Annotated in this window: 20 protein-coding genes; 11 read left to right on the plus strand and 9 right to left on the minus strand. The window is 41.8% G+C overall.

Translation table 11 applies throughout. From position 1 onward, the window contains the following. Positions 1 to 64: 64 nt before the first annotated feature. Together mpl and J4G44_RS02520 are read left to right on the plus strand one after the other, a co-directional pair. Positions 65 to 1435, plus strand: coding sequence for a UDP-N-acetylmuramate:L-alanyl-gamma-D-glutamyl-meso-diaminopimelate ligase (gene mpl, locus J4G44_RS02515; protein WP_004969796.1), 1371 nt, complete (start codon positions 65 to 67; stop codon positions 1433 to 1435). A 238-nt stretch (positions 1436 to 1673) separates the two neighbouring features. Further along, positions 1674 to 2759, plus strand: coding sequence for a zinc-dependent alcohol dehydrogenase family protein (locus J4G44_RS02520; RefSeq protein ID WP_096902007.1), 1086 nt, complete (start codon positions 1674 to 1676; stop codon positions 2757 to 2759). Between the two features lie 161 nt (positions 2760 to 2920). Here the strand turns inward: J4G44_RS02520 and J4G44_RS02525 are convergent, their stop codons facing one another. Further along, positions 2921 to 3202, minus strand: a complete 282-nt coding sequence (locus J4G44_RS02525) for a GNAT family N-acetyltransferase (RefSeq protein WP_004969793.1) — start codon at positions 3200 to 3202, stop codon at positions 2921 to 2923. A gap of 398 nt (positions 3203 to 3600) precedes the next feature. Between J4G44_RS02525 and J4G44_RS02530 the strand changes: the two genes are divergently transcribed. The 4 genes from J4G44_RS02530 (at position 3601) to J4G44_RS02545 (ending at position 7265) form a co-directional block, all read left to right on the plus strand. Next, positions 3601 to 4566, plus strand: a complete 966-nt coding sequence (locus J4G44_RS02530) for a TerC family protein (protein ID WP_104852786.1) — start codon at positions 3601 to 3603, stop codon at positions 4564 to 4566. 159 nt (positions 4567 to 4725) lie between these two features. Continuing rightward, positions 4726 to 6066 (plus strand): guanine deaminase, encoded by a 1341-nt coding sequence (gene guaD / locus J4G44_RS02535; protein WP_179989095.1) that lies wholly within the window; start codon positions 4726 to 4728, stop codon positions 6064 to 6066. 217 nt (positions 6067 to 6283) lie between these two features. After that, positions 6284 to 6811, plus strand: a complete 528-nt coding sequence (hpt, locus tag J4G44_RS02540; RefSeq protein WP_180044402.1) for a hypoxanthine phosphoribosyltransferase — start codon at positions 6284 to 6286, stop codon at positions 6809 to 6811. A 196-nt stretch (positions 6812 to 7007) separates the two neighbouring features. Next, positions 7008 to 7265 (plus strand): GlsB/YeaQ/YmgE family stress response membrane protein, encoded by a 258-nt coding sequence (locus tag J4G44_RS02545; protein WP_004969785.1) that lies wholly within the window; start codon positions 7008 to 7010, stop codon positions 7263 to 7265. A gap of 173 nt (positions 7266 to 7438) precedes the next feature. Here the strand turns inward: J4G44_RS02545 and J4G44_RS02550 are convergent, their stop codons facing one another. Continuing rightward, positions 7439 to 8086 carry a DsbC family protein gene (locus tag J4G44_RS02550; RefSeq protein WP_420830718.1) on the minus strand — a complete coding sequence of 216 codons (648 nt, stop codon included), beginning with the start codon at positions 8084 to 8086 and terminating at the stop codon, positions 7439 to 7441. A gap of 168 nt (positions 8087 to 8254) precedes the next feature. Continuing rightward, on the minus strand, positions 8255 to 9226 hold the full coding sequence (gene dmeF, locus J4G44_RS02555; protein WP_207973807.1) for a CDF family Co(II)/Ni(II) efflux transporter DmeF: 972 nt from the start codon (positions 9224 to 9226) through the stop codon (positions 8255 to 8257). A 58-nt stretch (positions 9227 to 9284) separates the two neighbouring features. Between dmeF and J4G44_RS02560 the strand changes: the two genes are divergently transcribed. Together J4G44_RS02560 and J4G44_RS02565 are read left to right on the plus strand one after the other, a co-directional pair. After that, a complete protein-coding gene (locus J4G44_RS02560) occupies positions 9285 to 9551 on the plus strand; it encodes a metal/formaldehyde-sensitive transcriptional repressor (protein WP_004969779.1) in 267 nt (88 codons plus the stop codon). Between the two features lie 103 nt (positions 9552 to 9654). After that, positions 9655 to 10842, plus strand: a complete 1188-nt coding sequence (locus J4G44_RS02565; RefSeq protein ID WP_207973808.1) for an MFS transporter — start codon at positions 9655 to 9657, stop codon at positions 10840 to 10842. A gap of 123 nt (positions 10843 to 10965) precedes the next feature. Here J4G44_RS02565 and J4G44_RS02570 read toward each other — a convergent pair whose 3' ends face one another. The 6 genes from J4G44_RS02570 to rpmH form a co-directional block, all read right to left on the minus strand. Then, positions 10966 to 11301, minus strand: coding sequence for a DUF1622 domain-containing protein (locus J4G44_RS02570; protein WP_154321234.1), 336 nt, complete (start codon positions 11299 to 11301; stop codon positions 10966 to 10968). 318 nt (positions 11302 to 11619) lie between these two features. Then, entirely contained in the window at positions 11620 to 12975 is a 1356-nt protein-coding gene (gene mnmE, locus J4G44_RS02575) for a tRNA uridine-5-carboxymethylaminomethyl(34) synthesis GTPase MnmE (RefSeq protein WP_207973809.1), read from the minus strand. 91 nt (positions 12976 to 13066) lie between these two features. Then, a complete protein-coding gene (gene yidC / locus J4G44_RS02580) occupies positions 13067 to 14830 on the minus strand; it encodes a membrane protein insertase YidC (RefSeq protein ID WP_004969769.1) in 1764 nt (587 codons plus the stop codon). A gap of 5 nt (positions 14831 to 14835) precedes the next feature. Then, positions 14836 to 15156: a membrane protein insertion efficiency factor YidD gene (gene yidD / locus J4G44_RS02585; protein ID WP_178867911.1), complete on the minus strand. Its 321-nt coding sequence runs from the start codon at positions 15154 to 15156 to the stop codon at positions 14836 to 14838. A gap of 9 nt (positions 15157 to 15165) precedes the next feature. Then, the gene (gene rnpA / locus J4G44_RS02590) at positions 15166 to 15558 is read right to left on the minus strand and encodes a ribonuclease P protein component (RefSeq protein WP_004969764.1); all 393 of its coding nucleotides are present in this window, start codon (positions 15556 to 15558) and stop codon (positions 15166 to 15168) included. A gap of 31 nt (positions 15559 to 15589) precedes the next feature. After that, positions 15590 to 15724 carry a 50S ribosomal protein L34 gene (gene rpmH / locus J4G44_RS02595; protein ID WP_000831329.1) on the minus strand — a complete coding sequence of 45 codons (135 nt, stop codon included), beginning with the start codon at positions 15722 to 15724 and terminating at the stop codon, positions 15590 to 15592. A 660-nt stretch (positions 15725 to 16384) separates the two neighbouring features. Here rpmH and dnaA point away from each other — a divergent pair. The 3 genes from dnaA to recF all read left to right on the plus strand — a co-directional run bounded on the left by dnaA (position 16385) and on the right by recF (position 20138). Further along, positions 16385 to 17761: a chromosomal replication initiator protein DnaA gene (gene dnaA / locus J4G44_RS02600; RefSeq protein ID WP_004969761.1), complete on the plus strand. Its 1377-nt coding sequence runs from the start codon at positions 16385 to 16387 to the stop codon at positions 17759 to 17761. 108 nt (positions 17762 to 17869) lie between these two features. Beyond that, complete coding sequence (dnaN, locus tag J4G44_RS02605; RefSeq protein WP_004969759.1) at positions 17870 to 19018, plus strand: DNA polymerase III subunit beta; 1149 nt, start codon at positions 17870 to 17872, stop codon at positions 19016 to 19018. A gap of 37 nt (positions 19019 to 19055) precedes the next feature. Beyond that, complete coding sequence (gene recF, locus J4G44_RS02610; RefSeq protein ID WP_154320150.1) at positions 19056 to 20138, plus strand: DNA replication/repair protein RecF; 1083 nt, start codon at positions 19056 to 19058, stop codon at positions 20136 to 20138. Positions 20139 to 20170 lie beyond the last annotated feature (32 nt).

A 20170-nucleotide genomic window follows, 5' to 3' on the forward strand; every position in this document is an offset into this window, starting at 1 on the left:
GTTAATCACGACAACAGCACAAAAATACGTGATGTGTCTATAAAAAGCAGTGGAGTAAGGCGGAATGCATCTGCATATTTTGGGTATTTGTGGCACATTTATGGGCTCATTGGCACTTTTGGCCCGCGATTTAGGACATACCGTCACAGGTTCAGACCAAAACGTCTATCCACCGATGTCGACTCAACTGGAAAATGCAGGCATTACCTTAATGCAAGGTTATGACCGCAGCCATTTACAACCGCATCCAGATTTAGTGATTGTGGGCAATGCCATGAAACGTGGGATTGATGCGGTTGAATACATGCTGAATGCAGGTTTACCGTATATTTCTGGCCCGCAATTTTTGGCCGATCATGTCTTGCAAGGCAAACACGTACTGGGCGTTGCAGGCACGCACGGCAAAACCACCACCACCACCATGTTGGCGTGGGTATTGGATCAGGCAGGCTTAGAACCGGGCTTTTTAATTGGCGGCGTTCCTTTAGGCTTTAGTGAAAGTGCACGTTTGGGTGCAGGCAAGTATTTCTGTGTCGAAGCCGATGAATACGACTCTGCGTTTTTTGATAAACGCTCCAAGTTCGTACATTACCATCCTAAAACCGCCATTTTAAATAACCTTGAATTTGACCATGCCGATATTTTTGATGATTTGGCCGCAATTCAAAAACAATTCCATCATTTGGTGCGTACCATCCCAAGTGAAGGGCGCATTATTGCCCCAATTACAGAAACCCATATTGATGAAGTGTTAGAAATGGGTTGCTGGACACCTGTGCTACGTACTTCGCTCAATGCAGATCCACAAGCGGAACTGTATGCAGAACAACTTGCAGCAGATGGTTCACATTTTAAAGTTCTGAAAAATGGTGTGCTACAAGGTGAAGTGCGCTGGAATATGACTGGGCAACACAGTGTCGCCAATGCCTTGGCAACCATCGCCGCAGCAGAGCATGTTGGGGTTGCAATTGAAACCGCATGTGCAGCGCTGTCCAATTTTGGTGGGGTGAAACGCCGTATGGAGTTATTAGGCACCATACGCGGCATTGAAGTCTATGATGACTTTGCCCACCATCCAACCGCAATTGAAACCACACTGGACGGCGCACGTAAGCGTTTGGGTGAGCGTAAGCTTTGGGCGATTATTGAACCACGTTCCAACACCATGCGCATGGGCAGTCATAAAGAGGGCTTGGCAGATTCAGCACGTTTGGCGGATGCTGTGATTTGGTATCAACCTGAAGGTTTAGACTGGGATTTACAGCCTGTGGTTGCGGCTGCTCGCAATCATGCGGTGGTGGCCAATACTTTGGATGAAATTATTCAAAAAATCGTGAGCCAAGCAGGTGAGGGCGATGCAGTGGTGATTATGTCAAATGGTGGATTTGGTGGTTTACATCAAAAACTCATTCAAGCGTTGCAACACACGGCTTAAAATCGCTTAAACTGATTTAAAACTCTTTCAAAAAAAATCCCCTGTTTTTGGCAAAAAATAGGGGATTTTTATATTAATTATAAACTTATATATTATAATTATTAAAAGCAACAATACTGCTCATGAACTTGTCATCTTGACCTGTTACTTTAAAAAGATTACATCCTGCGAGCATGACGGTTGCTACAGGTTGGCTGCTGGATGTCTTTCATCATTATTACTAAGAAGGATGGTCACAATGTCAAAAACAATGAAAGCCATGGTCTACCACGGCGCCAATGATATTCGTTTTGAAGAACGCCCACGTCCAGAAATTTTACAACCAACAGATGCCGTGATTCGTCTCACCAAAACTACAATTTGCGGTACTGACTTAGGTATTTGGAAAGGTAAAAACCCAGAAATTCAAGACACTGCAGTTGCCAAGACAGGGCTATTTGATGGCCGTATTTTAGGTCACGAAGGTATCGGGATTGTTGAAGAAGTCGGTTCGGCAGTCAAAAATTTCAAAAAAGGCGACAAGGTCATTATTTCTTGTGTCAGCCGTTGTGGTACTTGTGAAAACTGTCAAAAACAACTCTATGCACACTGCCAAAATGAAGGCGGTTGGATCATGGGATATATGATTGATGGTACTCATGCTGAATATGTCCGTACTCCATTTGCAGACACTTCTTTATATTTGCTGCCTGAAGGTTTAAATGAAGAAGTTGCGGTTTTCTTGTCTGATGTATTGCCAACTTCACATGAAATTGGTGTGCAATACGGCAATGTTAAACCTGGTGATACCATTGCAATTGTGGGTACAGGTCCAATTGGCATGGGTTGTCTGCTTACCGCACAGTTCTATTCTCCTGCACAAATTATCGCAGTCGATATGGACGATAACCGCTTGGCGATGGCAAAAGAGTTGGGTGCAACCCATACCATTAACTCTGCCAAAGAAGATGCAGTACAACGTATTTTAGAGATTACAGGTGGTCGCGGGGTAGACTGTGCCATGGAAGCTGTAGGTGTCGAAGCCACTTGGGATATTTGCCAAAATGTCGTGAAAGAGGGCGGACATATTGCCAATGTGGGCGTACATGGTAAGTCGGTAAATTTTGAGTTAAACAAACTCTGGATTAAAAACCTGACCATCACTACGGGTTTGGTGAATACCAATACGACAGGTATGCTGTTAAAAACCTGCTGTTCAGGCAAATTACCTTTAGAAAAACTGGCAACGCACCATTTTAAATTCTCTGAATTTGAAAAAGCCTATGATGTGTTTAAACATGCTTCAGATGAAAATGCCATGAAAGTGATGATTAATTACGAATAATCTTGGCTTAACTATGTTACAAAAAAGCCAATCTACGCGCTGTGGATTGGCTTTTTTGGGCTTTTATAATATTTTCAAGAAAATTTTAGACTGCACGACAGACGAAGTCTGCATGCTGTTTTAATACCAACACATTAGATTATTTCAACGTAGAAAGACTTTTAAGCCACGACATCAGCATATTGTGTATCTGTTTCAAAAGCCGTCTCAATATAAGAGCACACGGGTACAATTTTTAGCTGCTTTTCACGTGCAAAGGCGACCAAAATATCTAATAGCTGACGGGCAACCCCTTGACCTCGTAATGTCAGATCGACCCAAGTGTGATCTGCTAAAATAGTGTGATCATCTTGATATTGATAAGTAATTTCAGCGATATGCCGACCATCTCGTTCAATAAAAAACTCGCCACCGCGTTGGGTTTCTTGATGTTGAATTTGCATAAGTCCACCTATCAAACTAAATCTATTTTTTCAATTTGCCACACTCTTTACGAAATATTGTGCTGAATTTGTACAACTTAAAGTGATTTACCATACAGAATAAATTGCACAACACTTAAAATTATGTAATTCTTTACGCAGATTTAGGCAGCGTCCTAATCCCAAATTATGTTGAACAAGGGGAGTAGCCTCCTCCAAGCGTTAAAATATAACTTTAACGTGTCAGCGTTTCGTCATTACACTTTGCAAAAAGTCGGACGCTGAGCATAGTGCACATACTTGTTGATACAAGTCCGCTCTATGTAGGCAAGACCTTGATCATGTTGTTACAGATGTTTGAAATCATCTGACAACAGGTCAAGGTTTTTTTGTGGCCAGTTGTTGGATGTGGAGATTGTATGGAATCCATCGGCAATTTATGGCTATATCTGGTCTTTTTTGCAATTGTTGCAGTCATGCTCGCCATTGACTTCTTAGGCTTTAAACAAAAAGCAGGCGAATCGGTCAAAGTCAAAACCGCTGCGTATTGGAGTATCGCCTGGGTCAGTGTGGCAGCTTTATTTGGTGGCGGTTTATGGCTGTATCTTAAACACAGCGTTGGGCTAGAAGTCGCCAACACCAAAGTCATGGAATACTTTGCGGGTTATTTGCTGGAAAAATCACTGGCGATTGATAATGTATTCGTTTGGTTGATGATCTTCGCCGCATTCGCCATCCCACCGGGCTTACAGCGTAAAATTTTACTCTACGGCGTACTGGGCGCAATTATTCTCAGAACCATTTTTATTTTTATTGGAGCTTGGTTTGTACAAGAATTCTCCTGGATTTTGTATATTTTTGGCGCATTTTTGGTCTACACAGGCTTTAAATTCTTAAAAGGTCCAGAGCAAGAAGCCAGCAATATTGAAGATATGGCGTTGTTGAAATGGCTACGCAAACACATGCGTATTACCCCAACACTGGAAAAAGATCAGTTTTTTGTGCGCCAAAATGGTGTACTTTGGGCAACGCCATTATTTTTAGTTTTAATTTTGGTCGAAGCATCTGACGTTATTTTTGCCGTGGATTCTATCCCTGCAATTTTTGCCGTGACTACCGATCCGTTTATTGTACTCACTGCAAATCTTATGGCTATTTTGGGCTTACGTGCCATGTTTTTCTTGCTCTCAGGCGCAGCCACTAAAATGCATTATTTACCGTATGGACTGGGTTTAATTTTACTATTTATTGGCTTTAAAATGCTGATGTTAGATGTATTCCACATGCCTATCTGGATTTCACTCGGCTTTATTGTACTTGTGCTGACAATCACTGCGTGGTTATCAATTCGACATAGTCGAAAACACCATGAAACCACATTATAAAATTTAATAATCCCCACCATCGTTGCAAGCCTTCTTTCGAGAAGGCTTTTTGTATTCATTTCACCAAGTTTTAATTTACCGTACGATAAATTTTATCGTACTGCTGCAAGCTACATTTAAGGTACAATCTCTTGAAAAATGAAAAATGTAGGTTGTTTTATGCCATCTCCTGTACAACGCACCGCAATTCGTGGTCGCTTTCTTGATTTCAAAAACTGTACCAGCCAAGCCGATCAAATTTCAGAACAAGTCCGTTATGTAGACGATGGCTTGTTAATTTGCGAACAAGGCAAAATTCAGTGGTTTGGTTCATGGCAAGAAGGGCAGGCAAAGCTAAACGCCAACACAGAGTTCCATCATTATCCTGACCATCTCATTGTGCCTGGCTTCATCGACACCCATATTCATTTTCCACAGACTGAAATGATTGGCGCGTATGGTGAACAATTACTGGAATGGCTGAATACTTATACTTTTCCGACTGAACTGCAATTTGCAGATAAAGCCTATGCAGATCAGATTGCACAATTTTTTGTGCAGGAATTACTGAAAAATGGCACCACCACAGCTTTGGTGTTTTGTACGGTACATCCTGAATCGGTAGATGCGTTGTTTGAAGCGGCAGCACAACATCAAATGCGTTTAATTGCAGGTAAAGTGCTGATGGATCGGCATGCACCTGAAGCATTGTGTGACAGTGCAGACTCAGGCTATACAGACTCTAAAGCGTTGATTGAAAAATGGCATGGAAAAGGACGTAATCTCTACGCGATTACGCCACGTTTTGCACCGACTTCTAGCCCTGAGCAACTGGCGCGGGCAGGGCAACTCAAAGCCGAATATCCCGATGTTTATGTACATACCCATTTAAGTGAAAATCACAATGAAATTGCGTGGGTGAAACAATTATTTCCAGAGCAAAATGGATATTTAGATGTTTATCATCACTATGGTTTAACAGGTTCACGTTCGGTTTTTGCGCATTGTGTGCATTTAGAAGAACATGAATGGCAATGTCTGCATCATACCGATTCTGCAATTGCCTTTTGTCCAAGCTCCAATTTATTTTTGGGCAGCGGTTTATTTCCGCTGCATAAAACTTGGGAGCGACAGGTGAAGGTCGGTTTAGGTACAGATATTGGCGCAGGCACCACGTTTAATGTACTGCATATCCTCAATGAAGCCTATAAAGTACAACAACTGCAAGGGGCAAAACTCTCTGCTTTTGAAGCGTTGTATCACGCCACATTAGGTGCTGCCAAAGCTTTGGACTTAGACGATAAGCTGGGGAATTTTAAGGTAGGCAAAGAAGCCGATTTTGTGGTGCTGGATTTAAATGCCACCGCTTTACAACGCTTACGACAACAACGTTCCAAACATCTTGAAGATGCATTATTTGCCCTCATTACTTTAGCAGATGACCGTAATATTCATGCGACCTATATTTATGGACAACGTGCCTACTACCAACCCAATCAAAACTCAGCAGCAGGTGGCTAAACCTGCGCAATCCTCGTATATAAAACCCATCGGATGGGCAATGCTGATACTCGGTTGTGCTTTGTTGTTACGCTCAGATTCTCACTCAGCACAAAAATGATGCTATTTTAACCATGCAAGCACGTGCAACATCGCGCAAGATATATTAAAATTAGCGCATATTTTGGGGTGTTGCAGGTCAACACCTTTTTTATTTTTGCTTTTTAGGTATCTACCCATGACAGTTGAAATGCAGGTTTTGATTTCTGCAGAAGAAATCAAAACAAAAGTTCAGGAACTTGGTCAAAAAATTAATGCTCACTATGCCAATAGCGACAAAGAGTTGGTTTTAATTGGCTTATTACGTGGTTCTGTATTGTTCATGGCAGATTTATGCCGCACCATTCAAAAGCCGCATGAACTGGATTTTATGACTGTATCCAGCTACGGCGGAGGTACTGTGTCATCGCGTGATGTGAAAATTTTAAAAGATTTGGATGGTGAAATTCGCGGTAAAGATGTCTTGGTGGTTGAAGATATTATCGACTCGGGCAACACCCTAAATAAAGTGATGGAAATTTTGCAAACCCGTGAGCCAAATTCAATTGAGCTATGTACCTTAATTAGCAAGCCATCACGCCGTGAAATTGAACTTGAAGTTAAATTCATGGGCTTTGAAATTGAAGATAAGTTTATTGTCGGTTATGGCTTAGATTACGACCAGAAATATCGTCATATTCCGTTTATTGGCGAAATTGGCTTATAAAACAAACACGCCTCGCTTAAAAAAAGTGATCGTTTCAGATCACTTTTTTTATGGCTAAAATTTGCATTTCATCTATCTAACAGGACAAAAACACAACATGCTGTAGCATTATTCGACTATTTTCCTTGGGATTTTTCAGCAAAAATAAGTCTGAAACATGATGTAAAACATAAACAAAGATAACAAGGAGCTGCTCATGTGGTCATTAATTGTCGCAATTGTGGTGGGTTTTATTGCAGGTTTAATCGCCCGTGCGATTCATCCTGGAGATGACAAAGCAGGGTTTATTGTCACCACCTTACTTGGGATTGCAGGGTCTTTATTGGCAACCTATGCAGGGCGTATGATGGGATTGTACGGTGATGGTTCTGCCGCAGGCTTTATTGCCTCCATCATTGGTGCGCTGATTATTCTATTTATTTATAATACGTTCATGAAAAAATCGCGTGCTTAAATCCTGTATTAACGACTGTAATTTTTCAGTCAAACATCTTCTCTCTCAATAAAAAACCGCCTAAAAATTGAGGCGGTTTTTTTATATCTACTTCGCAATCACAAATTTCAGGTTTGCTCCGATACACACTACACAATTTTAGTTGCCAATATCAGATAAAAAATTAGCCGTTCTTAAAGACCAAATTCTTTAAAAATCTGTTCAATTTGTGCCGCAGGATATGCTCCCATAACTTTAAAGCCATTCAAGAAAATAATCGCAGGCGTACCGTTTACACCTAAACGATGCGCTAAAACAATGTTGCGCTCCACAGGGTTGGCACAACTGCTTTGACTTGTAGGCAATTGTGCTTTTGTGATCAGGTTTTCCCAAGCAAGAGCAGGGTTTTTCTCACAATACACATGTTTAGATGGCGCAACAGATTGCGCTTTTAACGGCAAAATAAAGGTATAGATTGTAATGTTGTCCAGCTTTTTCAGTTCAGCCTCAAGCTGTTTACAATATGGGCAATTTGGGTCAGAAAAGATCGCAATCTGACGTTTTCCCGTACCTCGCACACTTTTGATTGCATCTTGTAACGGTAACTTTTTCCAATCGACACTGTTTTGTTGGATCAATAAATCTTTGGTTAAGTTATGCTGATCCTTTAAACGAATCATTGAACCCGCCAAAATATGTTGTGCATCTTCATTCAAATACACCACTTGACCATCCATAGAGGCACTGTAAATACCTTTCATTTCTGTGGCTTGAATATTGTCTAATTTCAGTTGCGGATGCTGTTGTTTGACATTTTTACTAACCGTTGCAACATCGGCCATGCTCACGGCGCTGCATAATCCCATTAAGGCAGCTAAACTCAATTGTTTAATCATGTGTTTCATCTAAAAGTAAATTTAGCCTGATTCTAAGCTGAAAGCTGCACAGAATTCAGTATTTTTAAGCCAGAATTACGCAATTGCTACAACTCGTTTTTGCTATGCAACGCTTTAGGTTTCACGTGGAACATTCAAGCCTGATGGCGGATTAATTTCTACTGAAATATGCACAATTTCTTCATGAATGGCGAGGGCGGTGCGGACTTGATCTGCGTCTAAATCGTGTGCGGTTTCCAATGCCAAAATACAGGAAAATTTACCCTGTCCGACTTTCCAAACATGCAAGTCTGTAATCATCACACTGACTGGTAACTCTGCAATCACTTCACGAATTTCATCCACCACAGGATGATCCATTTCTGCATCCAGCAATGTTTTCCCTGTTTCCTGCATCAAACCTATCGCCCAACGCGCCACTAAAATTGAACCAACAATACCTAACAGTGCATCTAGAAAATCCCAGCCCCAATATTTACCCGCAATTAAAGCAATAATCGCAAAAATTGAAGTCACCGCATCTGCCACCACATGCATAAAGGCGGCTTTTTGATTCAGGTCATGGCTGTCATGCGTATGCTCATGATGGTGATGGTGATGGTGATGGTGATGGTGATGGTGATGGTGATGGTGATCATCTTCATGTAATAACCATGCACAAATCAAATTGACCAATAACCCTAAAATTGCAATTGGGATGGCTTGGTTATACTGAATATCGACAGGAAAAAATAAACGCTCGATAGAGTGAATTGCCATAAATGCAGCCACCACCAACAATAAAATGGCGCTGCTATAGCCAGCTAAAATTTCAATTTTCCATGTACCAAAACTAAACCGTGTATCTGCTGCATAATGACGTGCTGCCCGATAGGCAAAATAAGCCAAGCCTAGCGCCAGCATGTGTGAGCTCATGTGCCAGCCATCCGCTAGCAAAGCCATGGAATGAAAAATCCAACCACCCAAGATTTCCAAGAACATCATGACAGCCGTCAGCAAAGCCGCATATAATATTTTTTTCTGCGCCAGCGGATTGCCTTGATCGAATTGATGTGGATGCATACGATGAGAGTGTTGCTGACGCATAATGGGAAATCATTGTTAAATATACTCCCATAGAGTATATAAAAATTGAGGTGATGTGTTGGGTCATTTACATACAGATAAGAAAATTTTAAATCGCGTCAAACGCCTACAAGGACAAATTGGGGCAGTAGAACAAGCACTTCACAATCCTGATCATGGCTGTATTGAAGTTTTACAACAAGTCGCAGCCATTAAAGGTGCGGTCAATGGTTTGATGAATGAGTTAATCGAATCGCATTTACGCCATCATGTGATTGGTGATCAATGCGCGATTGATGAACATGAACTGGAAGAGTTTATGAAATTGCTGAAACGCTATGCTTAAACACAAATAGGCTTGACCAGATTCAAGGCTTGTCTTTACACTGAGTGATATTTCTCACTATATGAGACTAAACTCAACAGTTTAGCCATCAATCGAGTTTTTTATGACTCAATCTCAATCTTGGCATCCTTTCGTGATGATCAGCCTCACCCTGATTATTGGCACCATGGGCACGGCACTTGCAAGCCCGCTGTATCCAATTTATCAGGAATTGTGGCAGCTTTTACCCAGCCATATCACCTTTATTTTTGTGGCGTATATGCTCGGTTGTTTGGCTACCTTGCTCTTTTTAGGGCGTACCAGCAACAGTATCGGCTTCTTAAAAACCTTAGAATTGGGTTTAGTCATCATCACCCTCGGACTGATTCTGTCTATGTTTGCCACCAATGCACTTTGGCTTGCTTTGGGGCGTTTTGTGATTGGAATTGCTTCAGGTCTTATGACTACATCGGCGTTAATTGGCTTAATGTGGAGTATCCCCGAATCACATAAAGCACATGCGCCACAGCTCAGTTCAGTCATTACCGCAGTCGGGTTTGGCTTAGGTCCTTTGCTCGGTGGTGGTGTGGCACAATTTTCAGCAGCGCCTTTGTTTAGTCCATATATTCCTGTCATTTTGGGTGCAGTACTGTGTTTTATTGGATTGTTACGTTTAGCACCGCCTGAATTTACGCCACAAGCCTTCTCGATTGCCCCAAAATTAGAACGCCCAGAACCACGCTTTCATGCAGAATTTTATATTACAGGTTTAACCGCATTCTGTGCCTTTGCTGCCTTTAGTTTATTTGCTTCGCTCTCTCCCTCTTTTGTGCAAGTGATTATTCCGTGGCACGGGCCTTTGGTCAGTGGTTTGGCCATCACCTGTATTTTGCTGATTTCAGCGCTGGTGCAGTATTTTTCTAAAGCCATTCCTGCACAAAAATGCCTAAATTATGGGCTGTATTTGCTGTTATTGAGTTTATTGGTACTCGGTTTATGCATGTATTTACATTGGAGTTTTCTATTTTTTGTGAGTGATGTGCTGCTAGGCATAGGACACGGGTTGGCATTGATTGGTGCTTTTGGCTTAATTCATGCCATGACCAATCTACAGAATCGCGCTGCAGTGATGTCGACCTATTTATTTGTGGGCTATTTAGGCACAATTCTGCCAATTATTGCAGTCGGTTATCTGGCCGATCATTTTGGTTTAACCACCGCCGTACTTAGCTTTTGTGCAGCCATCTGCTTACTGTGTGGCTACATCATTATTTGGTATCGCCAATTGCAGAACAAACCTGTTTTAGGATGAAGTTTCATCTAAACGACAAACTAAAATCAGGACAAGGTTTGGATCAGCTGAGTTTATTCAAATATTCAAACTTTGTAGATGACTAGGACTATGTCTTCTGTTTGATCTCAAACTCAGCAGCCATTATTTTTCATTGATGGTTTGATGCTCTAATTCTTTAGTTAGGAAGTAATTTAAAAAGGTTCGAATGACAGCAATGATCGCCAGTTTAATTAGGCTATCTAAATCTGGATCTACTGTGGTGGCTAAAATATCTGCAGCCAACTGAAATTCAAGTGCCGTCGCGAGCCAATCCCCAAAACAATAACGTGCAGTACGCCCCGATTTTAACTGAACCAGCACCAATAAAGTTTTAACCAGACCAATCACCACGCAAATCACAGAAATGGCTTCGAGTGACAATTGCAAAAAATGAACCGAAGAAATGAGTATTTCACGTAAAAAAGCCAGTTCAAACATCCAAATACCTCCATCAGAGATTTCATCTCGTGCATTTAGGATTGAATTGAGCGCCAATTTTTGATTATTTTCTCATCATAGCTTTAAATGCTGCGGTTTAAAAAGACTTACGTGATTATTGATGGGTTTTCATAAAGATAAATTGAAACGTTTAAATATGACATAAGTTAGATCGGGCTTGTGCCGAATGAGAAACTAAACATTAACGAATAGGCTGATTTTTAGTAGCAGATCACCCCAAATAGGATAATAAAAAAGCACTAAGCCACTCAAACTTAATGCTATTTTTGTATCAAATCAGGAAGTAATCGCTAAAAATCATTTCCCAATACAAAACGATCCAAAAATCTTGCCCAACAAATCATCTGCAGAAAAATCACCAGTGATCTCACCCAAAGCATTCTGTGCAAGACGTAACGACTCGGCTACTAATTCCCCCGCATGATAGACCACCAACTGCTCACGTGCTTCAGCCAAATACTGCTGCGTGCGTTTCATTGCGTCTAAATGACGGGTACGTGCAATAAAGGTATCTTCTTCAGGCTGAAAGCCTGCATGCGCTGTAATCGCCTCTATGAGCGATTGAACACCTGTTTCTTGTTTGGCCGACACAGTAATATGTCTAAAACCATTAAAATCTGAAATTGTAGCTTGTACACCAGTTAAATCGCATTTATTGCCAATCAACATCAAACGCTTCGGTTCAATATGTTCAGCAAAATAATGCTGTGCCAATTGCAACGGATCTTCGTTTTGGCTCAAGTCATAGACCAATAACAATAAATCCGCCTGTTCAATTTCTTTAATTGCACGGCGAATCCCTTCCTGCTCCACAATATCCCCTGTTTCACGTAAACCTGCGGTATCGGTCAGGGTAATTGGTAAGCCATTTAGGGTAATTTTTTCATGCAATACGTCACGAGTAGTCCCTGCAATATCGGTCACAATCGCACGTTCAATACCCGCCAAGGCATTGAGTAAGGAAGATTTACCTGCATTCGGTTTGCCCGCAATCACCACCTGCAGACCTTCACGCAACAATTGTCCCTGACGCGCAGATTGTTGCACAGCAGTCACCGAAGCAGCCACTTCATCCAGCAAATTAAGGATTTTCCCATCGGCCAAAAAGTCAATTTCTTCTTCAGGAAAATCAATAGCAGCTTCAACATGCAGACGTAAGTGAATTAACTGTTCCAGCACGGTATTCACTTTGGTGGAAAAAGCCCCTTGCAGGGAACGTAGAGCAGAACGCGCAGCGGCTTGTGAAGTGGCATCAATTAAATCAGCAATGGCTTCGGCCTGTACCAAATCTAGCTTGCCATTTTCAAAGGCGCGCATCGAAAATTCACCCGCTTTGGCAGCCGTTGCACCGAGTTCCAGTAAACGTGCCAACAGCGCATTTTGAATCACTGGGCCACCATGCCCTTGTAGTTCCACCACATCTTCGCCAGTAAATGAATGAGGATTGGGGAAACAAATCACCAAACCTTCATCCATGACTTCATTGGCTGCATCGTAAAACTGGCGAAAACCTGCATAACGCGCTTTGGGTAAGTCTTTTTGGGTCAATGCTGCGGCAATCGCATAGGCTTTTGGTCCCGACAGGCGAATCACCCCCACACCACCACGGCCAGGTGGAGTCGCGATTGCGGCAATGGTGCTGCGGTTATACATAAAATTCACCTAAAACTTTCAAAATATATGCAAAGAAAAATCCGCCTAAGATTACCATCTTAAGCGGATTTATTCAGCAGCTCAGCCATACTTAATTGACTGGAGTTGCCTCTTCTCGTTTAGCGCGGTCTTTTTCAACACTTTTGTTGATCAAGCTTTGCTGCAAAATCGTAATCAAGTTGTTGACAATCCAGTACAGAACTAGACCTGCAGGGAAGAACAATAAGAATACGGTAAATACCACAGGCATAATGCGGAAGATTTTTGCCTGCATTGGATCTGTTGGCTGTGGGTTCAACATTTGTTGAACATACATGGTCACACCCATCAACAATGGCAAGATAAACCAAGGGTCCATTGCCGATAAGTCTTGAATCCAACCTAACCACGGTGCATGGCGTAACTCTACCGATTCCATCAATACCCAGTACAAGGCAAGGAAAATTGGCATTTGTAGTAACAATGGCAAACAACCTGACAGTGGATTCACTTGTTCACGTTTATAAAGTGCCATCATTTCTTGCGAGAAACGCATACGGTCTTCGCCAAATTCTTCTTTCATGCGCTGCATTTCTGGTGCAATCACACGCATTTTCGCCATAGAACGATAGCTCTTAGACGATAACGGCCAAAGAATCAGTTTGACAAGAACGGTTAATAAGATGATTGACCAACCCCAGTTGCCCACTAAACCATGGAAGAATTGCAAACCAATAAACAATAATTTTGCAATTGGCCATAACCAGCCATAATCCACAGTTTGGTTCAAACCTGTCGCCAAATCTTTCAATTCAGACTGAATTTTTGGACCAGAGTAGAAGGTCGCATCAACTTCTGCCACCGTACCTGCAGGGACATTAATGGTTGGCGAGGTAAAACCAATGATGTTCATTTCATCGCTAGATTTACGTGATTCCAACTTCGCTGCATACGGTTGACCATCGGCCTGCGTCAATTTTAACTGCCCTGGAACCCATGCACTCACGAAATAGTGCTGAACCACGGCCACCCAACCACCTGTTGCATCGACATTCAATTTTTCGTCATTAAAATTGTCAAATTTCAACTTGTTGTAGTGTTCTTCAGGTGTTCCCCATGCGCCGCCAAGGAAAGTACCCAAGGTAAAAATACCTTGATCTGACTTGCCTGGATCATCTGAATTATCACGTTTCAACTGACCAAACATCTGACCTTGCCAGTTTTGGCTGCTGCGGTTAATCACTTTGTGATTCACCAGCACAGGATATTCACCTTCAGTAAAACTAAAGGTTTTAATGATTTCTACACCATCGGCAGTTTTATATACCATTGGGACAGTTAAAGTTTTAACTGTTTCACCCGCTTTATTTTTGCTTTCTTTGGCATCGGCTAAGCTATAAGTCGATTTTTCAATTTCATAGCTTGGGCGGCCATTACGGCTACTGTCTGGACCATTCAGCCCGATTAACCCAGATTGCGCGACATAGGTGCGCTTAGCATCGCTTTCCAGCATGACGAAAGGATCGTCACTGTCTTTATTTTTGTCATGATTGAGTAATTCAACACGAACAATATCACCACCTTTCGGATTGATCCAAAGATGATAAAGGTCAGTTTGTACTGAAATAAGCTGCTGACTTACAGGTGCTGTGGCATCGGTTGTTTGCTGTGCAGGAATATTTGCTTGCGGTACATCAGAAGCTGCTGTAGCCGTTTGGGCATTCGGCAAATCTGCAGACACTTCATGTGAAACAACGGCAGTTTTTTGCTGCGGTGCTGTTTCAGCATTTCCATAATCTTTTTGCCACGCCAAAATGAGCAAATATGCGACGACAAACATGGCCCCGAGAATTGCAAACCTGGCCCATTGTTGCATATCTATTACCCCAAGTGGTTAGAGTGATTTTGGTTCAATAAACGATCACGAAAGGGTACAGTAATGTGATGCGTTTGAGAATCTATTTGCTGAAATGAAATAAAACGAATGACTTTTGGCGGCACCGGATCATAGCCCGCACCACCCCACGGATGACAACGACAAATACGTTTTGTAGCCAGCCACACACCACGTACAGCACCATGCGTATGGACTGCTTCCAAAGAATATTGAGAACATGTTGGAATATAGCGACAGCGTGGTCCCAATAAAGGACTAATCGCGATCTGATAGAAACGTATCAACCAATGCAGTAAACGTACCATTGGCCATCTCTACTTTTGTGGGGAGGGAGCTATTTTTGAATGCTTTTTGGCGAGACGTTGTAACTTCTGCCAAGCAAATTGTAATTGCTGATGCAATTCCGCATTAGATACCGTATCTACCCCAACTTTGGGCATTACCACAATATCTAAGTCATTTAATTGCTGTTGGTGTAAGCGAAAACTTTCGCGAGCAAGTCGTTTTACTCGATTTCGTTCGTGTGCACGACGCACTTTCTTTTTTGCAACGACAAGACCCAAACGGCTATTCGGCAGTTCGGAATGTTTTGCAAGAAATAAGAAATGGGGTTGATGCACTTTAAAAAGCGCACCATCAAACACACCTTTATAATCGGCAGCACAGCGTAATCTCAACTCTGTGCTGAAGCCATAAAGTGTTGTCATAACACCCAAGAGTCGGTTCAGCGTGACTGTATTAAACAGTTAAGCTGTGACGACCTTTTGCACGACGGCGAGCCAATACTTGACGACCAGCTTTAGTAGCCATACGAGCACGGAAACCATGAACGCGCTTACGCTTTAATTCAGATGGTTGAAATGTACGTTTCATATCGAAACTCCAAAAATGATCTTTCTATAAAGGTCCGCGATTTTAGTGCTCATTGCTTGAGCTGTCAATGAAAAACACGGTTTCTTGCAAAATAAGCCTAAATTTTTCTTTTTAACAAGTTTTCGCTCAATTGACTGGTTGATCATACAAATTAAAGTATACACAAGATAAGCAATTGTTTATGCTTGACTAATAAGTTATTAACAGTATTATTCACATAATTATCCACAAGCTTATTCTGTTTAATTTTAAAATTTTCGGTTTTGAATTTAAATTTAAACTCAGATTGAATTATCCACAGTTGCAACGTTTCTTATAAATAAATTCAAATTTATAAATTTAAATTTATTACTATTAGGGACGCATTTTTCTGTTGAAAACCCACTTTTTCTTTTATAAAACAAAATTTTGAATTGTGGATATCTGTGTTTCTATAATTTTAATACTATGTGGATAACTTTGTGCTATATTTTATCCACACCTTGCGGATAAACTTATCCACACCACGTTTCAAATTTAAATTCAGGTTTAGTGATTCCTTTTTTGAGCAATTTTGCTGATTTTGTCATGACAGATGTGGATAACTTGGTTAGAATGGCGACCCGCTCAGGCGGTCGAGAGAAGTTTTAAATTTAAAAATGGATTAGATAGGGGTTTCACATGCTTTGGACGGACTGCTTAAATCGCTTGCGACAAGAGCTCTCTGGAAATGTCTTTACAATGTGGATTCGCCCATTGGTGGCAGAAGAAGTTGAAGATACATTAAAACTTTATGCGCCTAATCCTTATTGGACGCGTTACATTCAAGAACATCATCTGGAATTGATTACTATTTTGGCAGAGCAGTTGTCTGAGGGACGCGTGCGTAAGGTCGAAATTTTAGTCGATTCGCGTCCAGGTGCAATTTTATCGGCCAGTGAACAACCTGCTACCACTACTGCTGCGCTGGAATCTAGCCCTGCGCCTGTGGCCAAGCCTAAACGTGAAAAAGAAGAAAGTTCTGCAAAAAGCCGTAAACGCCAACTCAATCCGTTATTTACCTTTTCCTTATTTGTGGAAGGTCGTTCTAACCAAATGGCTGCGGAAACCTGTCGCAAGGTATTGACCCAATTGGGGGCTTCACAGCACAACCCATTATTTTTGTATGGCCCAACAGGTTTGGGTAAAACTCACTTGATGCAAGCGGTGGGCAATGCTTTGTTGCAAGCCAAACCGAATGCACGGGTGATGTACATGACTGCAGAAAGTTTTGTGCAGGATTTTGTCAGCTCTTTGCAGCAGGGCAAGGTTGAAGAATTTAAGAAAAACTGCCGCTCTTTAGATTTGTTATTGGTGGATGACATTCACTTATTGGCAGGTAAAGAAGCCAGTTTGGTCGAGTTTTTCTATACCTTTAACGCTTTATTGGATGAATCTAAACAGATTATTTTGACTTCAGACCGTTATCCAAAAGAATTAACCGAATTGGATGCACGTTTGGTGTCACGTTTTTCTTGGGGCTTATCAGTCGGGGTAGAACCGCCAGATATTGAAACCCGAATTGAAATTTTATTAAAGAAAGCTGAAAGCAGCGCCGTAGATTTACCACGTAACTGTGCTTTATTTATTGCCCAGCAAGTGGTGGCCAATGTGCGTGAACTTGAAGGTGCACTCAATAAAGTGGTGGCAATTTCCCGTTTTAAAGGCACCCCAATCGATCTAGATGTGGTACGTGAATCTTTAAAAGATGTCTTGGCAATTCGCGCACGTACCATCAGTACCGAAAATATTCAGCGAGTCGTGAGTGAATATTTCCGTATTCCGCTCAAAGAATTGGTGGGGCCAAAACGTACCCGTATTTATGCGCGTCCACGTCAGTTGGCAATGGGCTTGGCACGTGAGCTGACAGGCGACAGTTTCCCTGAAATTGGTATGGCATTTGGTGGCCGTGATCACAGTACCGTGATGCATGCCTGCGAAAAAGTACAAAGCCTGCGCGAAGAAGATCCGATCTTTAACGAAGACTATAAAAACCTGCAACGATTGTTGCAAAGTTGACCGAATTTGCTCAAATTCTGTTCTTGCCATGCGGCAGCTTTTGCCGCATAGTACACTGCTAAAAAACCTATTTTATACTCCAATCTTCAGTTGTTAGAGGAATGTACCGTGCGTTTAAAAATCGCGAAAGAAAGCTTACTGAATGTTCTGTCACATGTCGTAGGAGCGGTTGAACGTCGCCATACCTTAAATATTTTATCCAATGTCAAAGTTCAGGTGACTGAGCAAGCCTTAACCATTACTGGTTCGGACTTGGAAGTGGAATTGGTTGCCAGTACGAATCTGACTGAAGGGGCATGTTTACAGGCAGGGGAAACTACAGTGCCTGCACGTAAACTGATGGATATTTGTAAATCTTTACCAAGCGCAGCTTTGATTGATTTGCAAATCACTGAAGATCAGCGCTGTATTTTAAAATCGGGCAATAGCCGCTTTGTATTAGGTACTTTGCCTGCGGAAGATTATCCATTATTGGCTACAGAAAATGCTCAAGGTACGCAAGTGACGGTTACTGAGCGTGAGCTGAAGCGTTTGTTTGAAAAAACTGCGTTTGCGATGGCAGTGCAGGATGTACGCTTTTATTTAACGGGTACTTTGTTAGAAATTGATGAAAACCAATTACGTGCTGTGACCACAGATGGTCACCGTTTGGCCTTGTGTGAAACAGCGGCATCTTCGACAGCTACTCAATTAATTCAAGCCATTGTGCCGCGTAAAGCTGTGGCTGAATTGCAGCGTTTGCTGAGCATTGAAGATGAACAACTGGCACTTTTAATTGGGCGTGAATTGCTGAATGTGACCATTCGCACCCCAAGCCGTGACAAAGAACAAGCAGAAATTACCGTGCGTTTTACCACTAAATTAATTGATGGTAAGTTCCCAGATTATCGCCGTGTGATTCCACGTGGTGGTGATAAAAACGTGCTGATCGCGCATGATGTATTTAAACAATCTTTACAGCGTGTGGCGATTTTAAGTAATGAAAAATTGCGTGGCGTATTCCTGAATTTTAGTGCGGACACCTTGCAATTACGTGCCAATAACCCAGAACAAGATGAAGCAATTGAAGATTTAGCGATTCAATATGCCGATTCGCCGTTAGAAATGTCATTTAACGCACAGTATTTATTGGACGTATTAGGGGCATTGGATGGCGATGATGTATCGATGACCATGACCGAAGCCAATCAATCGGTATTGGTACAAGATCCAGCACATCAAGATCAAACCTATGTTGTGATGCCAATGCGTGTTTAAGTGAGCGGTTTATTTCAAGATTAAATCTAGCTGAATCATGCATATTACGCGTTTACATATCGAGCGTGTTCGGAACTTAAAAGCGGTTGCACTTCATGAGTTGCAGCCGTTTAACGTCTTTTATGGGCAAAATGGTTCGGGTAAAACCTCGATTTTAGAAGCGATTCATTTATTGGCGACAGGGCGTTCTTTTCGCACCCATATTCCTAAAAATTACATTCAGAACAGTAGCCAAGATGCGATTGTATTTGCTCAGTCATTGACTGAAAAAATTGGCATGCAAAAAATGGCATCGGGTGAGCAGTTGATTAAGGTCAATGGCGACCCTGTTGCGACCCAAGGGCAATTGGCTAAAATTCTGCCTTTACAACATATTGATCCACTCAGTACCGATATTATTGACCATGGTGCAAAACCACGACGGCAACTGTTGGACTGGTTGATGTTCCACGTGGAACCAGAGTTTTATCACGCTTGGCAATATTATTCACGTGCCTTAAAACAACGTAATAGTTTGCTTAAATCACAGCGACATTTAAGTCTGTCGGACTTGGAACCGTGGAACAAAATGCTCAGTGATTATGGTGAGATTTTGCATCAGCAGCGTTTGGGAACGGTGGAACAATGGCAGCAATTTTTTGCACAAGATTTACAGTATTTATTGCCTGATTTACACATTAGTCTGGAATACAGCGCAGGCTTTCATACCGAAACAGGCTTGTTGAATGATCTGTGCAATTATCATCAAAAAGATGTGGAACGTCGCTATACCGAATATGGGCCACACCGCGCCGATTTACGCTTAAAAACCCCAATGGGTGATGCCGATGTGGTGCTGTCACGTGGGCAGAAAAAGCTATTGATTATGGCATTAAAACTGTCACAGATTGCAATGCTGCATGCGTCTAATAAGGAAACTGTGGTATTATTAGATGATCTGACAGCAGAATTAGATTTAAGCGCACAACAACGTTTAATTGAACGATTAAGCCAATTGGGTAGTCAAGTTTTTATTACCACTTTAGATCATCAATCCGTGCAACAACACTTACAAGCGTTGTCGATTCCTTATCGCTTATTTCAGGTCGATCACGGAACGGTGCAGGCTGTTGAGCAATAATTTTTTTATCTTTGGATAGACCTATTTTTCAC

It is taken from the genome of Acinetobacter towneri, from assembly GCF_017498585.1.
Classification (GTDB): Bacteria; Pseudomonadota; Gammaproteobacteria; order Pseudomonadales; family Moraxellaceae; genus Acinetobacter; species Acinetobacter towneri.

Bases quoted from the DNA above. Each gene is read 5' to 3' on its own strand.
- J4G44_RS02530 (WP_104852786.1), top strand. From the start codon at position 3,601: ATGGAATCCATCGGCAATTTATGGCTATATCTGGTCTTTTTTGCAATT.
- J4G44_RS02520 (WP_096902007.1), top strand. From the start codon at position 1,674: ATGTCAAAAACAATGAAAGCCATGGTCTACCACGGCGCCAATGATATT.
- J4G44_RS02570 (WP_154321234.1), bottom strand. From the start codon at position 11,301: ATGTTTGAACTGGCTTTTTTACGTGAAATACTCATTTCTTCGGTTCAT.
- yidC (WP_004969769.1), bottom strand. From the start codon at position 14,830: ATGCAACAATGGGCCAGGTTTGCAATTCTCGGGGCCATGTTTGTCGTC.
- J4G44_RS02550 (WP_420830718.1), bottom strand. From the start codon at position 8,086: ATGGCCGATGTTGCAACGGTTAGTAAAAATGTCAAACAACAGCATCCG.
- J4G44_RS02565 (WP_207973808.1), top strand. From the start codon at position 9,655: ATGACTCAATCTCAATCTTGGCATCCTTTCGTGATGATCAGCCTCACC.
- hpt (WP_180044402.1), top strand. From the start codon at position 6,284: ATGACAGTTGAAATGCAGGTTTTGATTTCTGCAGAAGAAATCAAAACA.
- J4G44_RS02545 (WP_004969785.1), top strand. From the start codon at position 7,008: ATGTGGTCATTAATTGTCGCAATTGTGGTGGGTTTTATTGCAGGTTTA.
- recF (WP_154320150.1), top strand. From the start codon at position 19,056: ATGCATATTACGCGTTTACATATCGAGCGTGTTCGGAACTTAAAAGCG.
- dnaA (WP_004969761.1), top strand. From the start codon at position 16,385: ATGCTTTGGACGGACTGCTTAAATCGCTTGCGACAAGAGCTCTCTGGA.
- guaD (WP_179989095.1), top strand. From the start codon at position 4,726: ATGCCATCTCCTGTACAACGCACCGCAATTCGTGGTCGCTTTCTTGAT.
- rnpA (WP_004969764.1), bottom strand. From the start codon at position 15,558: ATGACAACACTTTATGGCTTCAGCACAGAGTTGAGATTACGCTGTGCT.
- yidD (WP_178867911.1), bottom strand. From the start codon at position 15,156: ATGGTACGTTTACTGCATTGGTTGATACGTTTCTATCAGATCGCGATT.
- dmeF (WP_207973807.1), bottom strand. From the start codon at position 9,226: ATGCGTCAGCAACACTCTCATCGTATGCATCCACATCAATTCGATCAA.
- mnmE (WP_207973809.1), bottom strand. From the start codon at position 12,975: ATGTATAACCGCAGCACCATTGCCGCAATCGCGACTCCACCTGGCCGT.
- rpmH (WP_000831329.1), bottom strand. From the start codon at position 15,724: ATGAAACGTACATTTCAACCATCTGAATTAAAGCGTAAGCGCGTTCAT.
- mpl (WP_004969796.1), top strand. From the start codon at position 65: ATGCATCTGCATATTTTGGGTATTTGTGGCACATTTATGGGCTCATTG.
- J4G44_RS02525 (WP_004969793.1), bottom strand. From the start codon at position 3,202: ATGCAAATTCAACATCAAGAAACCCAACGCGGTGGCGAGTTTTTTATT.